The following is a 20,662-nucleotide window of genomic DNA, read 5'->3' as shown; positions in this document are numbered from 1 at the left end:
CGCTTAGAAATTATTAAAGTCATCTTGTGTAGCTGTTCTTGTGTTTTCTTGTTCTTTCTTCGGATTTCGTAATTCAACATACTCATCGATATAATCCAAGCAATCACCTATTGTCATATCTTCTAAATCTTCTTTTGATAATTTGCATGAATAACAAAGAGCAAGGAATGTATCAACGGAAAACATTCCTTTCCCATCGCTACGTCCTTGCCCTTGTTCATCTTCTGTTATTTTTTTTTTGACTGAACAGTACTTTTAATTAAGTCCTGGATTTCAGTGATAATTTCAGTGATAGGAAATTCGCCGAATGTATCTAGCCAAGTTAATGGATCTGGTACGTCCTTATTTGCTGTCTTAGCAAATGCCCAAACTAAGTTATAAATAACTTCAAAATCTAATTTACTTAGATCAACCTGCGAAAGATCGATATTATTTTGGTCACCATCAGTTGAAATATATGAAGAAAGTACCCCCAAACCAAGGATATCCGCAAACATATCACGTCTAAATTGTGATTTATAGCGGATTGCCGTGCCAGCGGTACTTTTCAAAAGGACTGCTTTTTCATCAATTATAATTGTTTTTTCCATTTAATTACGCTCCTACAACTTTTTCGTAAACTTTTGTATACCAAGCATCATAAATAGCTGCTGGCGTACCTACTGTTGTTGAATCCTTCACTTTTAATGTTTCTGGATGCTGTGATGCAACGAATTTCAATTCCGTTGTAGTTGGCTCTGTTTTATCACTCTTTGTGGAAGAACCGAATCCAGGACGTGATACAGTCACATTGTATAGTAAATGACGAATGGCTTTTACATCGCCATCAAATTCAAACATAAGAGCAATTTTTTTTGTTTTTGCATTTGAGACTTCTGAAATAACTTTGTCTTTTTCATCTAAAACTTCGCCTAGTACTTCAGTTCGAAAAGCTTCTGTTAACTTAGCAAGATTCAAAGTTCCTTCATAACCTTGGTTACTTGATTCAGTGTAATAATTGCTATCGTCAGCATAGAAGTCTGATTGCTCGCCTTTTGGCTCCAATTTCATTTCAACCGCACCTGGTAATTTAGCTGGAGTTCCGTATATGATTTTTCCTGTTTCGTCTTCAGTGATAACACTGTAATGCACTTTCTTTAGACCGAAAATTACTTTGTTTTCATTCATTTATATCAACCTCGTTTCGTATATTTTTTGATACATTTTTTCAGATTCAATAAAAGTCCCATACGAATCATAAGGAATCTCATGATCGTCTAGGACTTGTTCAAGTTTTGCTTCTGCAGTTAAGTCTTTTTTTACTGTATAAAGCTCAATATTTAAATCATTTATTTTGTGATAAACCTTATTGTCAGCCATTAAATTTGCTGATCCATCCACAAGAAAACAAATATATGGTGGCTTCGGTACTGGCTTGCCTGGTGTTGCTGTGAAATGCGAATAAGCCACAGGGTAGCCTGTAGCCTCAAGAATTTTCGTTACTTCACCTAATGTCATTGTTGAACCGCCCCTTCTATACGTCTTGGCAATTCATCAATAATATAATCTTCAACCGGACTGATGTGTACTTGCGCTGGAACTCGACCACCTTCAGCTTTTGCATGACCTTTTTCTAAAAGATGTGTTAATTGTCCCTTTGTATTATAAATAACAATATTCTTACCATCTTTTTTCTTACGCCACCCTTTACGATACGCACCTGTTTTTTTAGGACTGTCTTGCTTTAATTTTTCTACAGCAACATCAGCCACTTCTTCTTGTGCTATAAGTAATTCCTCTTCCACAACATTTGCATATCTTTGCAATTCTCTAGCAAGATCACTCGCAAAATCATCCATATCAAGTATGCTCCTTTGCGATAATAGTCAATGTTTGATACATTTCATCATCATTCATTGGCGGTTCGATAATATCAAAAATACGACCCTTCATAGTAATTCGCATTAATTCTGTAATCCCTGTTGTATAAGGAACTACAAACCGATAAATCCGTGTAGACTGTGAAACCGAAGCTTCAATATACTCTGAGCCTTTTACTGTTTTTATCATTGCCCATGCCTTTTTAACTTCTTGCCAATTCCCTGTTTCAACTTCTTGATTTAGTTCATCTTTTATTACTTCAGGTTGTTCAATGATAATTCGATTTCTACAATCGCCAGTATTCAGTGGGTTTTTATACTGAAAAGGACGCATATTAATCACCGTCCAATTTAATTTCTTCTAATGCTTTATCGATGCCTAAACTATTAATCTGATTTAAAAAATTCTTGTCAAAATACTCTAGTGCATCGTTATAAACATAACGAGAGCGTTCAAAGACTAATTCCTTGAACTCCTCGTCATTATTTAAATCGTAAGCTCCACAAACCCTAAGTAATGCCTTGTTAGATGTAGAAAGGATGCGCTTTAGGTTATCATCTTCCTCATCCCCTAAGTGCATCCTATCTTTGAACTCCTGTATAATTACATCTGAAATTACTGTATCCATTCACATCATCCTTGTGTCGGTGGCGTTACTTCCTCAATTTTCAATTCATAAACTTGTGCAGCATATTTATCTTTTGGTTTACCTGTAGCATATTGTTTAGCGATATAAAGTGTTGCATCCTCTAACGCTAACGTTTGATCAAACTTTTTAATCGGCTCCGTTCCACCCATTGCTGCAATATACTGCCCTTTAACAAAAAATAACACTTTCCCTTGAGGTACAAACACTGATTCTGTAGGTGTTGGATTAAATGGTAAGCTCGTTACATAAACCCCAGCTGCATTTAAAGTTGTTGCATTTGCTTGAACATCAAACGTGTCAAACGGATTCGTCACCATAACTACTTTCCCTGCAATATTCTTCGGCTTATCTGCATCCTTACCATCAGCTTTTAATTTTTTAGCAAGTAACTTAACAACATTTTTCAATTCATTAATTGTTTTACGACCAGGTTCAAAAGTTAAAGTTCCAGCGACTTTTTTATCTGGATATACCCCATTCGTAACACTTCCACTAGGGTCTTTTAATAATCCAATAGGCTCATTTTTACCTGTACCCACTACAAACCCTCGCTCCAATCCAACTGCCATTGCTTCTGTAATCATTGTGCGAACATAACGTTCTACCCATACTGGACCTAAATTTAACATATCATTTGATAGTGGAATAAATGCTGTTAATTTAAGTTGTGTAATAGGTTCTTTTCGGAACGTAGCATTTAGTTGTCCTTGAATATCACCAAATAATGGTCCCCATACAGCTGCACCTTCTGGATCTCCATAGATAAGTTCTGTAACAGCTCCTAAATTTTCTAACCCAATATGCTCTAAGAATGAATGTCCACTTACTAAATCGTCAAAGATTCGCTCTTGTGTTGTTTTAGGTAAAATCTCAGTATCTTTAAATCCGCCATCTTGCACAACCGCATTAAAGAACTTCATTTCTTCGCTTGTTAATACATTGGAACCACGAGATTGCATAATAGAACGGTCTACCATAGATTCATTTACTTGATTTAAAATATCTACTCGCACATCTGTAGCAAGTGCCTCAATCATGGAGTTTAATGCTGCCGTTTGTTCTTCTGGCGTACCTTCCTGCGTTGCTTTCGCGAAAGCTAGTTTCTTATCTTCAAAATCATTAAATTTAATCACCATATTTTATTTTCCCCCTAAATTTAAAAAGAGCGTACTCAGATTCTGTTTTGTATTAACAGGCTCTTGAATAGGCTCTTTTGAATTTTGATTATTTGGTTGTTGCATATACTTTGCTACTAAATCTTCTTTGAAATTTTCTACAACTTCCACTTCTTCATCTTCTTGCGTATCATCAATTTCAATTTCATCAGCAATTTCGTCAGCTAAACCAAGAGCAACCGCTTCCTCTGCTGTTAGCCAAGTTTCATCTTTTAGAAGTTGTTTTAATTCTTCGTCTGTTCCAACAAAGCGTTTTTTATAAGATGCTGCTAAAGCTGAATCAATCTTTCGTAAATCTCGTGCTGTTTTTTCAAAAAGATCTGCATTTCCATATTCAAAGGTACTCGCTTGATGAATCATCATCATCCTAGTATTACTAGGCATAATGATTTTATCACCTGCCATTGCAATTACAGATGCGGCACTAGCCGCCCAACCATCAATATGAACTATAATTTCTGCATTATGTTGCTTTAACTGATTACAAATTGCTACACCATCGAATGCGGAACCTCCCCCCGAATTAATATGAACGTGAATTTTTTCTGCTTTAACATCTTGAATTTTTCTTCTTACTGCTTCAGCATTGTTTTCACTAAACCATCCACCAATTGACCCATAAACAGTTAATTTGTATTCATTTTCACCTTTAGCTTCAAAACGAATATCTCGCTTTAAATTCAAAAGCTTATTCATACTCACATGTTCCATCATTTCTCACCTCCTTCAGATTCATTTAATTTTGTATAGTTCTTCGTAATATGATGGATATTTAGATTTGGATCATCCGACTCTTCATAATCTACTTCTGAACGAATTTCATTTCCTGTAAATGCACTTGAAGAAATGAGTTTATCAATACTTGTCGCAAGATCAAATATACTTTGATAGGAAACAGCCTTAACTTCAATTTTTTGTCCTAAAAGATATTCACTCATTTCAAAGAATTTAACGTTCGCTTCATCAGATAGCTTTTTTAATAATGGCCTTACTGTAAAAAGCATATAATTTTTCGTTTGCTTTTCTACATCAGCCATTTCTCCATATATCAAAGCTACAGGAATACCAATTGCCATAGCTACTTGATTTAAGAAACCATTTGTTACTTTATTAATTTCTTCCACGCTTGGACCATTCGCAACACCATTGTATATCTCGTTATAATTTATACCTTTTTGTTGTGGAACAATAGCTATATCTTTTGAACCAATTGATTTATACATGTTGTCTATAAACTCTTGTAACTTTGCTATTTATTCTTCAGTTTTGGCACCAATCATATCCATATCAACCGTACCACGAACTTGATTTTTACGTTTTTGAGAGTTTAATATCCTGCCGAATAAATCTCCGTAGTCTGCAAATAGTCCATCAATAAGTGGAGATAATTTATCATTCCGATACTTCAAATGAATAACTTCGCTTTGCTTAAAACTTCTCTTAAACGTATAATCTTTTACCCTTACATCAGTAAAAGTATCTTCAAACACAGCATACTCATTATGTTGAAATCCATCTGCAATAAGTAAATCCCCATCATCAGCTTGTATAACTAAACACTCATTATCATAAATAAGTTTGCGAACAAACCTTTCCCAAAAGGTACTTGCGGTCATATTCTTATTTGGTCTTACATTTAATCGATAATAAAGCTCATCCTTCTTAAATGCTTTACCATTTCTTACTCTAAATTCAGATTGACTAATTGTCCTTCCTAAAAATGATACGCATGTATCAATCGCCAAACGTTTCATATGAAGCCTGTTTGCTGTATCAGTTATTATGTCTAGATCCAACATGAATTCTAATTCTTTATTTCTTTTAAATACTGAACCTAACCATCCAATGGTTATCACCCCCTTTATTAGAATTTAATATTGCCTATAACAAAGTCAATAGCTTCTTGTATCTCGTCCGCCCGATAAAGAGCATGAACAAAACACTGAAACCCATCTGTTTTTCGACGAACGGGCTCTTTCTTTTCATATATTTTATTTCCATCAGCTTTGATAACAACCAAAACATTTTGTGTATACCAACGCATTAGCGGATTATCATCAAACACAATTTGTTGATTTGCAAACGCCATTTCAATACGTGGAGCTAATAAACTATGAATTGCTTTTGGGTTTCGTATAACCTCTATTTCAAACCCTTCTGCTACTAATAGTGGCCTTATTGCTTCCATTCTGAAGTTATCAGCTATAATCTTTTTAATTCCATATTGTTCTCGCATTTCTACAAACCAATCAACAATGTGTTGAGGATTAATAGTCGGTTCATCCACAACTGTTAGTAGCCCTTGCTCTTCCCACTCTTTAATTGGAGCGAATTTTTGTTTCTTGAACTCGCCGGCTTTTTTAGAATACCCGTAATAGATATCAACAAATTCTTTTCGTACTAAGGAATGAGTTTTAAAAATATATTCACCATTTCGTCTAAATAAAAGACCACATGCTGCAAAATCTCGAATACTTGCAAAGTCTAACGCTCCTATGCATTCTTGAGCATATAAATTAGGAAATGGACGGTTTGTAGCAAGAATCTCTGACCATTTTGCAACAGATCGTTCTAGATTTGTAACTGGTAAGTTCATACGCTTTGTCATAAACTCTTCTCGGTTACTTGGATCATCCTCTAAATCTTCATATTCTTCCTTTATCGTTTCAAGCAACCCTTCAGCATACTCACTTAACGGTTTTGATAACATTGGATTTGCTAATTCCCAATTATCAATGTCATCGACTTCCTTTTCATCATTAAGCTTACAGATAAATGGAAATACAGCATTGGGACGAGCTTCACCTTTTAAAACCTTCACCGCTTTATCTTTTTGCTTATCTAAGAAACCATCACGTACATATCCATCTGTACCAATATAAAACTCGCGTGGGTTTTTCTTTTTCCCTAAACCGCTGATATGGACTCGAACGTCTTTATTACTTTCATATTGATGTATTTCATCAAATACAACCGCACCATCACGTAGCCCATCTTTTGTATCACCATTTGAAGTTCTAAACTTTAGTACACTTTCAGTAGCTTTTGAAACAGTTTGAGTTAATGTTGTTTTAAAGGCTCTCTGTAAAATCTCATTTTTTTTAACGCACTTATGAACTTCGTCAGGACTTGTTTTTGCTTGTTCTTCACTATTTGCAACAACGGAAATGTTATACTCTGGAATACCGTGCAATTCACTAATTAAAAAGTGAATAATTACAGATATCAGACCATTTTTACCGCCACCACGTCCTAACATCCATAGGAATTTCCGATAAAATACGCGTCCATTTTTCTTATAAAACAAAAAAACGAATGCTATTAAGAATTTCTGAAATGATTGTAACGGGAAATACCATTTCTCTCCAAAGCGGATACACTTCTCAATCATTTCATCATCAAAATACAAATCGTCTCTGTTTAAAACATATTTTTCTAGATAGTCAATTAACAGTTCTCTTTCTTTATTAAACTTTATTTTCCCACTTCTATAAAGCTCAATGTATTCATCTACATACTTTTGCCTGATCATATTAAATCACTTGGGCTGTACCCCGTATTAGAAACACCAACTTTAGGAACAAATTTTATATCTCTTCCTAAAGCAATTAATGAACTGTTAATTTTATTCCTCTCACTTATAAGAGGGTGGGCTTTAACAAAAACTTGAGTACCGTTTTTTATCGTTACGGACTCACCTTCTTTATTAATAGTTTTATTTATTTTTCTAAATGCTTTTACAAGATCAATGTACCTTTCTACCTTTTCAACTTCGACTAAATCTGTAATATCAATACTATTCATGAGCTGTTCTTTTAACCTCACAATACTAACAGCCATCTACCCACCCCCCTTACGTGCGTAAAATCGAAAAAAAACTGACAGTTAACCCCCTCCTCCGGTGCCCCTTAGACGAAAAAAAGCCCAATTCTCGAACCGGGGGGTGTTATTATCGAATCATTTTTACCACTTTTCATCATTTTCCCATTTGTTGATTTTCTTTTTGAATGTTCTACCGTGTTCTTTATTGTGGCAATCCACACAGATTGTTTCTAAATTATTTATTTCTAATGCAAGATCAGGATGATGCTCGAGCTCCTTGATATGATGGACAACCAACTGTATCTTCTTACGCTTTGCACTCTCACTGTATTCATTGGTGTCCACACGAACACTACCATTACGCTTACACTCTTGGCATTCATAGTTGTCTCGCTTCTTTACTTGCTCACGTATACTCTTCCACTCAGAACTATCATAGAACTTACGCTTCTGTTGTTTGGTTTTATATTCTTTCATTATCCTCTACCAATCAATATTGCATTAGCTTTATCAGCTTTTAATAGATCTTCCATTGAAGTACGTTCAAGATATCCAACAGAATAAAGCATGTGTTCCTCACCATACAGTTTGTAATATTTAATACGATTAATATCTATCTTCGCTCGCTTGTATGTTTCCTCATAAGGTTTTAGATATTTGTTATAAGCTGTCTCATCTATGATAAGAAGACCGAGTGTATTAATCTTTCTTTGTAAGTCTGTATCGAGTACTCCTCCAGTCGGAAACACTAATTGACTTCCACACTCAGGACAATTCTTTCCATCCGTTGCGAATGCTGTTCCACTAAATGAATGTCCACAATCACGACAACCACAGGTGATTAACTCCTTACTCATCTATCCTCACTCCTTATCACTGTCTACATACTCACGAGCCACAGAATCCCAAACCTCACAATTGTCGAACCGTTCTTTTTCTTCTTCATACCATTCGATCGCTTCTTGTCTAGAATCAGTAGATTTCAGAATGTCAGCAAACCCACCGTTATGATAATATTGATCGAACCCAAAACACCAATATCTATGATTTAAATCAATCTCATCCATCCTTCATCCTCCTCCAAAATAAAAAGCATCCACTATGTGAACGCTTCGTGTTATTATATTTAAGCTATATTAATTCAGATTGTAAGTGAAACAAATGGAAAACAAGGAACCTGAACAAAAGTAAGATTTAAGCAAAACATACACATACACAGAACGTCCTGATAAAATTTAAATAGACTAAACTAATAAGAGGATAGTATGTTCAATATAAGAGCATGCCATCCTCTTTCTTGTATATGTTAGAATTATTAACATGATATTGGAAATATAGTTTAATATGTTTAAAATATCAAGCAAGAATCTGTGTTCTTTTTATGGCGGGTGTAGTGTACATTGAAAGGTGTACTGAAGTCTTTAAACTGTAAATTTCGTGATTGAGGAGGAATTGTTATAAGAGTACAAGAGGTTCTTATAGAGGGTAAGAAGAAAAGATATATATTGCTGAATCAAGATGGATTTCCAGTGGTACCAGTTATGAAGTATATCAAATATTTAGATAAGACTGGGAAAAGCCCAAACACTCAAAAAACATATTGTTATTCCTTAAAACACTTTTTTACGTACCTGGATGAAACCAAAAAAGATTATAGCTGTACAAGGTTCGAAGATTTAGTTCAATTTGTTGGTTGGTTAAGAAGTCCTTATGAAAGTTCGAAAGCTATTCCCTTTAAGAAGGAAAAGGCCAAACGAACCGAAAGAACCATTAACTTAACAATCACTGTTATTGCTAACTTCTACGATTATTTATTTCGAAATAACGAAGTACAAAATGACATTATAGAAAAATTAATAAAACAAGTATTTGTAGGGGGACGCTCACATTATAAAAGTTTCTTACACCATGTCAATAAGGATAACCCTTCAACAAGAAATGTACTTAAATTAAAAGAACCAAGCAAGAAGGTAAAAACTTTGACAAAGGAACAGGTGCAGCAAGTATTAAAAGCAACAACCAATATAAGGGATACGTTTTTGATTCAGCTGTTATTTGAAACTGGTTTGCGGATTGGAGAGGCTTTATCTCTATTTATTGAAGATTTTGTTTTTGACCATGCAAAAGGACACCGCATTCGTTTGGTAGATAGAGGAGAATTAGAAAACGGTGCTATGTTAAAAACAGGAGAACGGGAAATTCATATATCACAAGCTTTAATGGATTTATATGACGATTACTTGTATGAAGTGATCGATGAATTAGAAATTGATTCAAATTTTGTTTTTGTGAAACTCCGTGGGATAAATGCCGGGAAACCAATGGAGTATTGGAACGTGAATTCCCTTATTAAACGGTTAAAGAAAAAAACAGATATTAACCTTTATCCACATTTATTTCGTCACACCCACGCTACAATATATTATCAGAAAACAAAGAATATTAAACAAGTGCAAGAACGTCTAGGGCACTCTCAAATTCAAACAACAATGAACCTTTACCTTCACCCTTCAGATGAGGAAATAAGAGACGAATGGAAAAAAGCACAGAGTGCTTTTCAAATTAATCAATAGAAATGATGTGAGCATGATACAAATACAACAAATCAACCAAAAACAAGGATTTCACGAGGTTTTACTATCTGAGATGCTGAGCTATCCTAGTAAAACCATACAAGGCGATGGTTTAATAACAACTCATCAAATTAAAGATGCTTATTTTATAAAAAATAATACTTGGAATCTTAGTTTCTTGAAAACTATTCCTCAATTTAAGGAACCGATAAAAAATTATAAAAGCAATGGCCAATATCTGCATTTTAACATCAAAAACCCTGCCATTAAGCTTGAAATAAAATTTGTGTTTCATCAGAAGTTATTTAGGGAGATGTGGTCAATTACGACTATTTTTAATGCGTACAAATCCAACTTAAACAAGTTATCGGTATTTATTAATGAAACCTATCCAAACCTTTCTTCTCTTCAAGATTTGGATATAAATGAAGCTGAACATGAATGGGTTATTTATTTAGAGCGAAATGGAATTGTCACAGAGCAAACTAAAAACGATATAACTTACGGGAAAATTATATCTAAGAATTCTACTTCCAAGTTCTTACGAACTATTTATACTAATTTTATTTCATTAATCGATGTTCGAGAAGAATGGGAAAAAGATCGCTGGGATGTACGAATACTACATGATAAATATGGCATTTCCTATAATAAGAGTAGATCTGACTATTATTTAAATTTCACAAAAATTAAACATGAAAATATGCGTCAACAGATAAAAAAATATATTCGACAACGTTTACTTATAGATTCATTAGCTCATAGTACGGCAATAGATTATTTAAAAGTCATAAGCATGTTTCTATCTTTTATACTTAAAAACGAACCAAAATGGAATGATTTAAAGAGTTTAGAACGATCCCATATAGAACTATACTTAATTTGGTTATACGAATATTCTAATAGTAATTTAAAGCAAAAAAATGCAAACCCTAAAAACTATATACGTCTATCTTTAGCTTATATTGGGAAATTTCTACAAGATATACAGCGATTCGAATATGATATTGCACCTACGACGCCTTATCAGCAACTACTTTTTCCTGAAGACAGACCAAAAATAGCAAAGAAGCCAATAGAACAAATTGATTATATTCCTGATTACGTGTTGTCTCAACTTTATGCTTGCCTCAACGATTTGCCTGAAGAAACCATACCAGTGGTATGGATAGCCTTTAAAACTGGTTTGCGAATTTCAGATATATTAGGCCTAAATCAAGAGTGTCTAATAAAATTGAACGGTAAATACTCAATTATAACTGATATTGAGAAAACATTTGTCAAAGGCCATCGAATTCCTATCGACGAAGAACTTGCAGATATCTTGGCAGTTCTCATTCAGCATTCTATAGAAAAAAGTAATAAAGATAATAATCCTGAAAGATATATTTTTATTCGCTACAAAGGTGTAAGGAAAGGTAAGCCATTTAATCAAAAAACTATTCGTGATCAATTAAATAAATTAGCACGTAAAAATAAAATTCTCGACGAAAATGGAGATATTTTCTATTTTAAAATCCACCAATTTCGTCACACATATGCTGTCAAAATGTTAAACGGCGGTGCAGATATTCTAACAGTACAGGAGTTATTGGCTCATGCTTCTCCAGAAATGACATTAAGGTATGCAAAACTATTAGATGATACTAAAAGAAAAGTCTTTGAGTCAGTCATAAAGCAAGGTGTTTTTAGCTTTGACTTAAACGGTGAAGTACAGGAAATTAAATCAGGAGAAGATATTCCAACAGACATATTGGATGCATTATGGCAAGACCACAAGCTAAATGCGATGGACAACCCTTATGGAACGTGTCACGCTCGTTTAAACGGAAACTGCCCTCATATGGAAGCCCCGCCTTGTCTAACTTGTGGTGATAATCAAACTCCATGTAAAGACTTAGCGGTGGGTTTTTCAGAGTTAGATAAACAAAAATATGAACTTCACATTAAAACCACTACGAAGGCAATTGAAATAGCAAAACAACGTGGTAGAGAGGATATTGCGGAGAGGAACCAAAAGAATCTACAACGTTACCAAAATATTTTAAATACCCTCCAAGATGGAAATGTTATCTTTGGTAGACAAGGTCGGATGAAACGAAAGTTAGGTGTTAAAAATGTCTGAATATGACCGTTCTACACATTTGAAAGAGATTCACGCCAACCGTAAGGCTAACACCTATCAGAAGGTAGATGAAGCCATTAAAAGGCTTATAAAAGCTAATGAAAAGATAAACTTTAACAGTGTATCCAGTGAAGCTAATGTATCAAAAGCAACACTCTATAACAACAAGGACTTCCGCTCCAGGATCGAAACATTACGAGAACAGCAAGCACAAGTACCTACACCCAAACAAGCAAAACGAGAAATGAACGAAAGCAATAAGGATGCCCTTATCGCCTCTCTAAAAAGGAAGAATAAAAAATTGGGCGAGGAAAACAAGCAACTTAGAGAACAGCTAAAAGTAGCTTATGCAGATGTTTACAAAAAGTTATAAAGGAGAACGTTGTTCTCCCTCCTTTTCCTCACTACCGAAGCATAGTCGAAGAGTCCTAATTGTTCAGCGAACGGGCCATTTAATGGAATAACTCTTTATAATATAATTGGATATTTACGTTAAAATTATTGAGAAGATTGTGAATAAGTGTACTTAAGCTAACTAGCTGGTTAGTGAAAGAAGGATTATAGGGGTAAATTAACAGAACCGAACTAAAGCGAGGAGTGGAATTAAAGCTATTAAGCCTTATCAAAGACATTTGCCTATTTCAAAAGGCCGTTTTATCTTCGATAACCCAGCAATTTACATATCGAAGACATTTCGACCTTGTTTTGGGGCTGTTTTATCTTTAATGACCGCGTGGAAAGAATTTTTTCAGCAGTCTCGAACCGTCCCTATGCTTCATTATTGTCTTATGACATCAAAGCTTGTCCGCATCTGGATCGAGAAAATGAGTCCATGCGAAATTAGCAGTAGGGTCATCTCGCGTCAATCCTTTTGTATCGTTTAAAAGAGAACTCTCTTCCAAATCGGAGGAATCAAAAACCATAGCAGAAGCTGGAAGGGTCAGCCAATGCTTCAAACCGACGGCAAAGTTCACAAAATGTGAATGATCTAGACCAAGATGTTTGCGCCAAAGCGCGATTCGAAGGTCACGGGCGAACCTTCCTCCTGCAGCACGTTCAATAGGTTCTTCCGTAATACCTGCCATAATCTCAGTATCGTAAGTGTATCCACGATCGTCACAATTTGCAGATCCAACTGCCACGTACTGGTCGTCGACAATCCAGAGCTTCGAGTGTACAAACTCTCCACACCAAGGTCTACGGCCTGAATCCGTTGTTGGTTTCAAACTGAACATACGCCACTTTTTTCGTCCTGGATCGACTTTCGCAAAATCGGTGCGAAATTCGTTGCGAACTCCAATCAGGTAAGGAAATTCGCCCCCACCATTTTCCTCGAAAGCCTTTGAGTTTCCCATAAGGATAAGGAGGAATTTGAAATTTGGCTCCTTTAACTTTTCAACCAGCAAATCCTTCACACGGCGACTGACAAGGTATTGATCTTCGATATAAATGAACTCTTTTGCATTAGTGATTCCATTTTTGACAAGCTGCCAAGCAGATTGGTCGGGGTTTTTAAACTGATAAGAGTCCCCAGGTTTGAACTTTGCCAGGTTGGGAAAGGTTCGGCCAATCGAAACAAGCATTCTTCTAGGTTTAACTTTTCTTCCTGGTACTGTGCATGTGTCCATAACCTCCGATTTTGAAGTTGTAACTCTTATAAAATCCTGCCTAACATCATCTGGATTCATTTGAAATTTGGCACTATCTAGCTCGGGCGTTGACGGATGATCCATCCAGCGATCCCGAAAGATACTTAGGGCCTCCGCTGCTGATGGACCGTTTAAACGAACATGTACATCGTGTAATGGCATATTCCCAGACACGTTGACCCGTGTTTTGTTCACATCCATCCCACCAAGGAATGCGACAAGACCACAGGACCCACTGACAACAATTAGTTTCTGGTGGTGAACGTTAGGTGACAATAACATATTAGGTTTCAACTCAATTAATTTAGCATCCTCGAGGGCTGCACCGTTTGGCAAACTGTTGATGAATTCTGCTATTTTCTTGTTGTCGCCATCCTTGCCATTTTTTATTGGCTTATTCCAAAATAAACCCCGGACTTGTGCTTTCGTATTTTTCAAATAATCTTGAAGAAGTGTGTTCACTGGCGGGTCACCAACAAGTGGATTCTTCATAGGCGTACACGGGTCATACCACCAGCCGATTAGATATATTCGATGGTCGGATGATTTGGCTTTGGCCAGAGCTTCAGCGATATCATCGAAAGCACAGCGTCCATAGATATAGGGCACGACTACATTACCTGTCGAAGGTGTCGGTGCACCGTCAAACCATTTCATTGCATTTTCAGTTAGACGCTTCCACTTCATTCTTTCGTTAGGCCATCCCAAATCGATTCCCTGAGTTGGAAGTTTTGCAATCTCTTCAGCATCCGTACTACAACTGTTCGTAAATGGTTCCCCCGGTTTTGTAATTTCACTACGTGCAGGTACCGTCGGCAGCACGGGCCGTTTAGGTGGGATTATTGTGCCGGGGATGGGCTTGTTAGGTGTCACATGATCCTTATTTTCCATCTCGGGTCACCACAGAAGCATGTGTCATCAATAACCAACTAAAATGAAAATCAACTGCTAAGCCTTTGTTTATCCTCATCTTCATTCCTCCGTATTTGATCCTACATTGATTGCATCAGTTAATTGCTGAAAAATGTAAATAAAACCCCAAATAATATTGAGAATTATTTTTTGCAAAGTAAGTAAAATCCTTCTAGACAACGATATATTCATAAATTGTGTTTAATTAGGCTCCTTTATACGTCAAACATACTCCTTTTATAACAAAAGTTAAGCCGATTATCCTATTTCACAGAATAATCGGCTTAGGATATATTTTAGAAAAGTCATTATGGATTTAAATCATTAGGATGATATTCTACCGCAACAATCTGATCAGTTGGCAATACCGAGATCCATTGACTAAACACCTCATTTGCATCCAATCCTGCATCAAAACCGCCTTTCAAGTGATCGAATCCGTGTTCGAAGACTTTCTCCGTTGCTAATACATTTTGAATATCCTCATTCTGCTGTTGCAGCCGGTCTGCTATGATTTTTAGGACCTCGCCCATTTTCATCCCCTGAAACTCTGGTTCTGTCCCTAAATAGCTAGTGTCCCAACCATCCTGGTCATGCTCTTCGATGGATTTTAGCCAATTAAGAGCTGCATTTTCCTTGCCAGGACGAATTGGAATAACCGCCTTAACCCAAGGTGCATTTAAGAACGCATTACGCAGGTTATCGCCGTCAAGCTGAAGCAGCCATCCTAAAGAACTTCCGAGTGGAGCGGGGGCTGAGTCTTCTGTAATCATATAGTTATCAGGCCGGTCTTCTCCACCCCAGCTCACAATATTCTTATCAGTCAGATGAAGAGGCTTCATGTAATCTTCCGTAATCTTATTAAGATCATGATGGCTTTGATGAAGACGCGGCATCCACCACTCAGGGGCTACAAAATACATCATACTATCAACGTCAAAAATTGATCGAATGACCTCAGAACGAATGTGGCTTAGCTTTCGGTTGTCAGGCTTATCTAACATTAAACGTTCAAGCAACTTGCGGTAAACAACAGTGCGTTCTTCTTCACGCAGGTCCCATGACGGTCGTTTATTAATGGCACTCGCATCCTTAATACGTTTACGAATTTCTTCTAAATAAGATTTGTATGCTAGACGATTTTTTTCAGCATCGTAGTCTTTCTTTGCATTGTCATTTAGCTCGTTTACTCGTTTAATCTCATCCTGAGTTGGGGTAAAGAAAAGGTCAAATTCCAGATTCACCACATTTTCCCCACCAAAGTTTACGCGTTGGAGAATAATGTTAATAGTCCCATCAGACTTTGCCTCGGTTGCACGAAGGATTGCCATCTTACCTCCTTGGACACCCGTCATCCTTATATCATCCGTTTTAAAATCGTAGCCACTTGGAACATCTACCTTAAATACTTGTTCGATGACAATTTGACTATTATCATCATTCCCATCGGCTTTGATAATACCCAGCTGAGGTTTATTTGGGTCACCGTCTGCATGACCTTGATATTCATATTGGGCACCGTTTTTATAGTAATCCAGTACAGGTTTAAACGGAAATGGGACAACCCATTTTTTGGTTATTGTAGTTGGGTCAGGTATCTTATCAGGTTCTTTTAAAGTTGAAAGATCAGGTGATTGAGCGATATGTACCAAATCGGCCAGCCCCAGTGTAGTGCCAGGGTCATCGACAAACACTTGCCAACATAGACGAGTTCCTATATCTTGCAGCTGCACGCCTACTCTTCTCATCTTTCGTCTTAGTTCGTAGTTCACAAGATTTGGCGATGGATTAGTGATGATATGTCTCCGACTAGTTGTATCTGTCGTTTCAGTGACCATTCGAAATGTCGTCTTATAGCTCTGTTTAATCTGACTCGATACCTTCTCGGTCTGCTCTCGATTCTGTTTGTGAATCGTCTCTCGTGTGTTTTTCCGGGTAGACTCCAGTCCGAAATTAGCAGAGATGCTCCCTTGATAAACACAAGTATTGACTGTATTGTTCTGAGAAATCCCCAGCTTGGTACTGTTGCTATTTTCTTCTTTGACAGCTTCACTAATTTCATCCTGTGTCTTCAATTCACTTTCAGAGCTAGTGGTGGTCTCACTAAATGTTTCAGTAGAACGCTCTATCGTAGTTTTTCGGGTACTAGTCTCATACATCTCAATCGTTGTACCCGGTGCCAGCCAAATATGTTCCACTGGCTCGCCAAGGAATGTCCCCAGATTAAAGAAGTATTGGCGGAACAAGTGAACGAGACCAAGGGGTGATAAAGCCCCACGGTCGTCTCTGGGGTCAATACCAGCCAAAGGATCTGTAGGACGCAGAATGTCGCTCAAAGGAGGAACTTTCTTTACTTGGAACAGTTTGTTTAAATCATTCTGGTTATAGCCAGGTTGTCCCTCAGCATAAAATACAAGAAAGGTAGCAATCTGAGACTCGTACTGCATCAATTCCAAATGTGCCTTTTTGATTTCAGCCACCATCGTTTCTGTAAGGTGTCTTTCAGGTGCCCGTAAAATGGCCTCCTCATAGAGACGCCTGCGGTGAATATCGTTAACTTTTCTTAAATCACCATGTACTTTATCCATCAAATTATTAATATCAATAATCGTAAGCCATTCACTGCCTGATGGAAGTTGACCGTTATGCTCATCAACAAATTTTTGTACTTTATCCTGGATTAGTTTCAACAAATCGCTTTTCAAATCTTTTGCGAGAAGGACCCTATAGGGCGATAGTCCGGAACCAGGCTGTAATGGTTCAGCAAGCATTTCCCAAATATCGTCTGGATTGATTTTTTCAGGACCAGGTTTAATGTTTTGATCAAGAATAACTTTAATTTGAGGGTCAATCATAGGGCCGGCCATTTGAAGCCATTGTTTTGTCAAACGAGACTCCCACCCTAAAAGAGGCTGATACACACCGTAAAGTTCGCTGGCGTATGGTGGAATGCCCTTATATTTATCAACATCTTTAAATAAATCAAACATACTGATTCTCCTTTGCTCGTAATAAGAACTCAAATTTCAACAAGTAATTGCCAATCGCAATTATTATCTATCCAACTAGTTATAAATAAACCAAGATAAATAAAAACAATTCCATTGAACCATTCATACCTATTTAAAGAAAAAAGAAGAAGAGTATTTTGCACACCCCCCGAAAAGGTGGAATAAGAAAAAAGCAACTTTTGCATTCATTTAACTAAAGTTACTACACATTAAATGACCTTTTAGAGATTGCAACAGATAAGAAACACGGTACGGTACGGCAAGGCAAATGATTGTTGATGGACTAGGCAAATTTAAAGACAAGAAGGTAATACCTGTTTTGGTGGGGCTATTAGAGGATAAAGATGTTCAAGGACACGCACTATCAGCCCTTTCAAAATTTAAAGAACCTGAGTTGATAACCTATATAAAGCCATTTGTTAATCACGAAATAACTTGGATTAGATATATTGCTAAAAGGGCAATATCGAAACTTAAAAAATTAAGCAAAGAATAAATAATCCTTATTCAGCTAACGGGCGCGATTGTTGAAAAAGAATTACAAGGGTGATACATATTACACATGACTAATATGTATCACCCTTTATTTTTTATGACTTTTTGCGTTTTAGGTATTGATAATAAGATCAGCGGTCGCTGTGATAATTGCGATAATACAGCGTTTAAGAGTTCCGTTAAAGATTTCATCTATTTAAGAGAATGCCGTAAATGCGGCATGAAGAAAATCATATAGCCCTAGACAGGGCTTTTTTCTTTGTATAATAAAAAGCACTCCATATAGAATGCTTTAGATACTTTTAATAAATATTTTACTTATTTATAAATATAATCAATAGTATTAAAGGAAAGAAAAATATAATAATTCTTTGAAATCCTTCTCTCCGCCTATGACTATCTATTTCCTTTTTATATTTCTCTTCATTTTCAGAATTGCATGTCATGAAGTCAATACTAACATGATTTTCTTTTTCCAAAATTAACTTTTCATAATCTCGGTGAAGTTCCTTTAGTTTCAATTGATTAATTGCACCCTGATTAGCTTCTAATCGTTGTAGTTTATTTAATAACACACTTAATTGTTGATAATTGTTTTCAAAATTAGTAGCACGTTCCTTGTAACTTTTAACCCCTAGAAACATAGTGAAAAATGTTAATGATAAAGACGATATTAGCAATACTTTTGGTATATCTCCTTTTCCCTCAATAAACCATATAGATAAAATTAACACTACTACAGAATAGAAATATGAAGTTCTTTCGAAAAACTCATGTTTCTCTCTTAATCTATCTGAAGCTTTTATTCTTGCTCTTCTAGTTAAATCAACCCTCCTCTTCAATTCATTAAACACATCAATTTCAGTACTCATCCAAACATCCCTCCAACATTAATCATATTACGGTTGGTAATGTTTGTCACTAATCTATATAGACATAATAAAAGAGCAACCATGCATCAGTTGCCCTTTCATCAGAACTTTCTATTTACTGTTATGGAACAGTAACACCCACAATAATTGCTATTGGTTAAATTATCTTGTATCTATCTTTTTTCCATTTTACTCAATTAAACCTGAAGCTAAGAATCGCCAAAGTATTACATATAACTCCTTATGCTTCCGCTTTCTCATCTCCTTATACAAAATTATAATGTCCAATAGTTTTTGTAAGTTTAACATCAAATCCAAATAAACATATGCGTTATCTAGATTTATTTGCTATAATTCTTTTGGTTAGGAGGTGAATACTATGAATAAATCTTCATACTCTTTCACAGATTATGTAAACGCTATTATCTGGCTTTTGTTACCTTGTGCTTTTATTTTTGGGCTTGCATATCCAACTTTTCTTTTAATTTTCATTCTATTTCTCTCAATATTACTTTCGTATTATGGGTTTACTATGAAATCTTTATTAAATACTTATGGTTTGGATTCGGGCTTGATGATTCCAATCTATCGATTATTTGCTTTTTTGCTTTCACCAATGTTTTTTTCAATATTTATTGTGTTAATACCAAACCACAAGATTGCTTTTTTATCTTTATTAACAATAAAGTACGGGGAAGAACTGTATTATTTACTAATCATGTATATGATTTCTACATTACTATTTTCTCTATTCGAGATATTATTTTATCTTTATAAGAATATTAAAGACCCAAAGAATATTACAAATGGATTTGAACGGTTAACATTCAGTATACATCTTTTCATAGCCATCCTTACCACATTTATACTACCTGATATATTTTTTGGAGCGCTATATACTTTCACATTTATTAATTATGATGATACAATGGATGTAAAAAGCCTTTTTGAATTTTCATATTTTAGTTTCCTTATCCATTATGCATTACCTATAAATTCTGATAGTATCCAATACTACGTGCGACTTCTTAATGAGCACACATTATCTAGAGTTATTCAAGTAGTGCATATTATTACATGCAAATTTCTTGATTTAACATTTTTAGCTGTTCTAATTCAATATTTTTTAGGGTTTATAAACACGTTCAATACTGAAAATAAAAACAATAAAGGTTCATAGAATATTTTGCTCAGGTTACTATATTGATCTGAGCAAAATTTAATAAAAAGAGCAACCATGCACCAGTTGCCCTTTCGTCAATTTCTTATGTTATTACTATAAATACGGTAAATGAAGTTTTATTCTTCTTCCAACCACCTAATGTTGTTTACATTTACCTGCCCCAGCAGTATTAAGTACCTGGAAGAAGAGCAAAAGCCCTTCTCCGTTTACACAACGTAGATTACAATTGAATGTGAAATCAAGAAACAACTGTTCACCCAATCTGCAACCATCACCACCGGTTATGACGATCCATTCTCAGTTATAAGGAATTTTTATGAGCAATGTTTTCCGCCA

At 35.7% G+C, this 20,662-nt stretch carries 22 protein-coding genes and 2 pseudogenes; 6 read left to right on the top strand and 18 right to left on the bottom strand.

Annotated elements, in window-relative coordinates:
- Window positions 1-3: 3 nt before the first annotated feature.
- The 15 genes and pseudogenes from AC2CGR_RS05990 to AC2CGR_RS05920 all read right to left on the bottom strand — a co-directional run bounded on the left by AC2CGR_RS05990 (window position 4) and on the right by AC2CGR_RS05920 (window position 8,573).
- On the bottom strand, window positions 4-186 hold the full coding sequence (locus AC2CGR_RS05990; RefSeq protein ID WP_428888734.1) for a hypothetical protein: 183 nt from the start codon (window positions 184-186) through the stop codon (window positions 4-6).
- 41 nt (window positions 187-227) lie between these two features.
- The gene (locus AC2CGR_RS05985; protein WP_484480653.1) at window positions 228-590 is read right to left on the bottom strand and encodes a hypothetical protein; all 363 of its coding nucleotides are present in this window, start codon (window positions 588-590) and stop codon (window positions 228-230) included.
- Between the two features lie 4 nt (window positions 591-594).
- Entirely contained in the window at window positions 595-1,167 is a 573-nt protein-coding gene (locus tag AC2CGR_RS05980; protein ID WP_428888732.1) for a major tail protein, read from the bottom strand.
- A complete protein-coding gene (locus AC2CGR_RS05975; protein WP_074620221.1) occupies window positions 1,168-1,497 on the bottom strand; it encodes a hypothetical protein in 330 nt (109 codons plus the stop codon).
- Window positions 1,494-1,838: an HK97 gp10 family phage protein gene (locus tag AC2CGR_RS05970; RefSeq protein WP_484480652.1), complete on the bottom strand. Its 345-nt coding sequence runs from the start codon at window positions 1,836-1,838 to the stop codon at window positions 1,494-1,496. The genes AC2CGR_RS05975 and AC2CGR_RS05970 overlap by 4 nt, the downstream gene beginning before the upstream one ends.
- A gap of 1 nt (window position 1,839) precedes the next feature.
- Window positions 1,840-2,193, bottom strand: a complete 354-nt coding sequence (locus tag AC2CGR_RS05965) for a phage head closure protein (protein WP_484480651.1) — start codon at window positions 2,191-2,193, stop codon at window positions 1,840-1,842.
- A gap of 1 nt (window position 2,194) precedes the next feature.
- Entirely contained in the window at window positions 2,195-2,488 is a 294-nt protein-coding gene (locus AC2CGR_RS05960; protein WP_428888728.1) for a hypothetical protein, read from the bottom strand.
- A gap of 5 nt (window positions 2,489-2,493) precedes the next feature.
- Window positions 2,494-3,645 carry a phage major capsid protein gene (locus tag AC2CGR_RS05955; RefSeq protein ID WP_428888727.1) on the bottom strand — a complete coding sequence of 384 codons (1,152 nt, stop codon included), beginning with the start codon at window positions 3,643-3,645 and terminating at the stop codon, window positions 2,494-2,496.
- A 3-nt stretch (window positions 3,646-3,648) separates the two neighbouring features.
- A complete protein-coding gene (locus tag AC2CGR_RS05950; protein WP_484480650.1) occupies window positions 3,649-4,395 on the bottom strand; it encodes a head maturation protease, ClpP-related in 747 nt (248 codons plus the stop codon).
- Window positions 4,395-5,540: pseudogene (locus AC2CGR_RS05945) on the bottom strand (phage portal protein). The gene AC2CGR_RS05950 and the pseudogene AC2CGR_RS05945 overlap by 1 nt, the downstream one beginning before the upstream one ends.
- Window positions 5,541-5,548: 8 nt before the next feature.
- Window positions 5,549-7,216, bottom strand: coding sequence for a terminase TerL endonuclease subunit (locus AC2CGR_RS05940; protein WP_484480649.1), 1,668 nt, complete (start codon window positions 7,214-7,216; stop codon window positions 5,549-5,551).
- A complete protein-coding gene (locus AC2CGR_RS05935) occupies window positions 7,213-7,524 on the bottom strand; it encodes a P27 family phage terminase small subunit (RefSeq protein ID WP_484480648.1) in 312 nt (103 codons plus the stop codon). Before AC2CGR_RS05935 ends, AC2CGR_RS05940 begins: the two co-directional genes overlap by 4 nt.
- Before the next feature lie 123 nt (window positions 7,525-7,647).
- Entirely contained in the window at window positions 7,648-7,983 is a 336-nt protein-coding gene (locus AC2CGR_RS05930) for an HNH endonuclease (protein WP_484480647.1), read from the bottom strand.
- Entirely contained in the window at window positions 7,983-8,363 is a 381-nt protein-coding gene (locus AC2CGR_RS05925) for a hypothetical protein (protein ID WP_484480646.1), read from the bottom strand. The genes AC2CGR_RS05930 and AC2CGR_RS05925 overlap by 1 nt, the downstream gene beginning before the upstream one ends.
- 6 nt (window positions 8,364-8,369) lie before the next feature.
- Window positions 8,370-8,573: a hypothetical protein gene (locus AC2CGR_RS05920; RefSeq protein ID WP_484480645.1), complete on the bottom strand. Its 204-nt coding sequence runs from the start codon at window positions 8,571-8,573 to the stop codon at window positions 8,370-8,372.
- A gap of 390 nt (window positions 8,574-8,963) precedes the next feature.
- Between AC2CGR_RS05920 and AC2CGR_RS05915 the strand changes: the two genes are divergently transcribed.
- The 3 genes from AC2CGR_RS05915 to AC2CGR_RS05905 are packed head-to-tail and all read left to right on the top strand — an operon-like array spanning window position 8,964 to window position 12,577.
- A complete protein-coding gene (locus AC2CGR_RS05915) occupies window positions 8,964-10,079 on the top strand; it encodes a tyrosine-type recombinase/integrase (protein WP_033657234.1) in 1,116 nt (371 codons plus the stop codon).
- A gap of 13 nt (window positions 10,080-10,092) precedes the next feature.
- Window positions 10,093-12,204 (top strand): tyrosine-type recombinase/integrase, encoded by a 2,112-nt coding sequence (locus AC2CGR_RS05910; protein WP_484480644.1) that lies wholly within the window; start codon window positions 10,093-10,095, stop codon window positions 12,202-12,204.
- Window positions 12,197-12,577 carry a DUF6262 family protein gene (locus AC2CGR_RS05905; RefSeq protein ID WP_088308770.1) on the top strand — a complete coding sequence of 127 codons (381 nt, stop codon included), beginning with the start codon at window positions 12,197-12,199 and terminating at the stop codon, window positions 12,575-12,577. The genes AC2CGR_RS05910 and AC2CGR_RS05905 overlap by 8 nt, the downstream gene beginning before the upstream one ends.
- Window positions 12,578-12,998: 421 nt before the next feature.
- Here the strand turns inward: AC2CGR_RS05905 and AC2CGR_RS05900 are convergent, their stop codons facing one another.
- A complete protein-coding gene (locus tag AC2CGR_RS05900) occupies window positions 12,999-14,744 on the bottom strand; it encodes a phospholipase D-like domain-containing protein (protein WP_088308772.1) in 1,746 nt (581 codons plus the stop codon).
- Between the two features lie 329 nt (window positions 14,745-15,073).
- A complete protein-coding gene (locus AC2CGR_RS05895; RefSeq protein ID WP_088308774.1) occupies window positions 15,074-17,755 on the bottom strand; it encodes a hypothetical protein in 2,682 nt (893 codons plus the stop codon).
- A gap of 289 nt (window positions 17,756-18,044) precedes the next feature.
- On the opposite strand from AC2CGR_RS05895, the gene AC2CGR_RS05890 reads away from it, so the two are divergent.
- Complete coding sequence (locus AC2CGR_RS05890) at window positions 18,045-18,272, top strand: HEAT repeat domain-containing protein (RefSeq protein WP_088308776.1); 228 nt, start codon at window positions 18,045-18,047, stop codon at window positions 18,270-18,272.
- A 135-nt stretch (window positions 18,273-18,407) separates the two neighbouring features.
- Window positions 18,408-18,509, top strand: a pseudogene (locus AC2CGR_RS05885) (DUF8096 family protein); the annotation flags it as partial.
- A gap of 76 nt (window positions 18,510-18,585) precedes the next feature.
- Here the strand turns inward: AC2CGR_RS05885 and AC2CGR_RS05880 are convergent.
- Window positions 18,586-19,143 carry an SLATT domain-containing protein gene (locus AC2CGR_RS05880; protein ID WP_484480643.1) on the bottom strand — a complete coding sequence of 186 codons (558 nt, stop codon included), beginning with the start codon at window positions 19,141-19,143 and terminating at the stop codon, window positions 18,586-18,588.
- 379 nt (window positions 19,144-19,522) lie between these two features.
- Here AC2CGR_RS05880 and AC2CGR_RS05875 point away from each other — a divergent pair, with 379 nt between their 5' ends.
- The gene (locus AC2CGR_RS05875; RefSeq protein WP_484480642.1) at window positions 19,523-20,323 is read left to right on the top strand and encodes a hypothetical protein; all 801 of its coding nucleotides are present in this window, start codon (window positions 19,523-19,525) and stop codon (window positions 20,321-20,323) included.
- Window positions 20,324-20,662: the final 339 nt, after the last annotated feature.

This window comes from Bacillus sp. LSHTCR4, from assembly GCF_057197025.1.
Note: the sequence above shows the minus strand (reverse complement) of the source record. Positions and strands in the feature narration are given on the sequence as shown.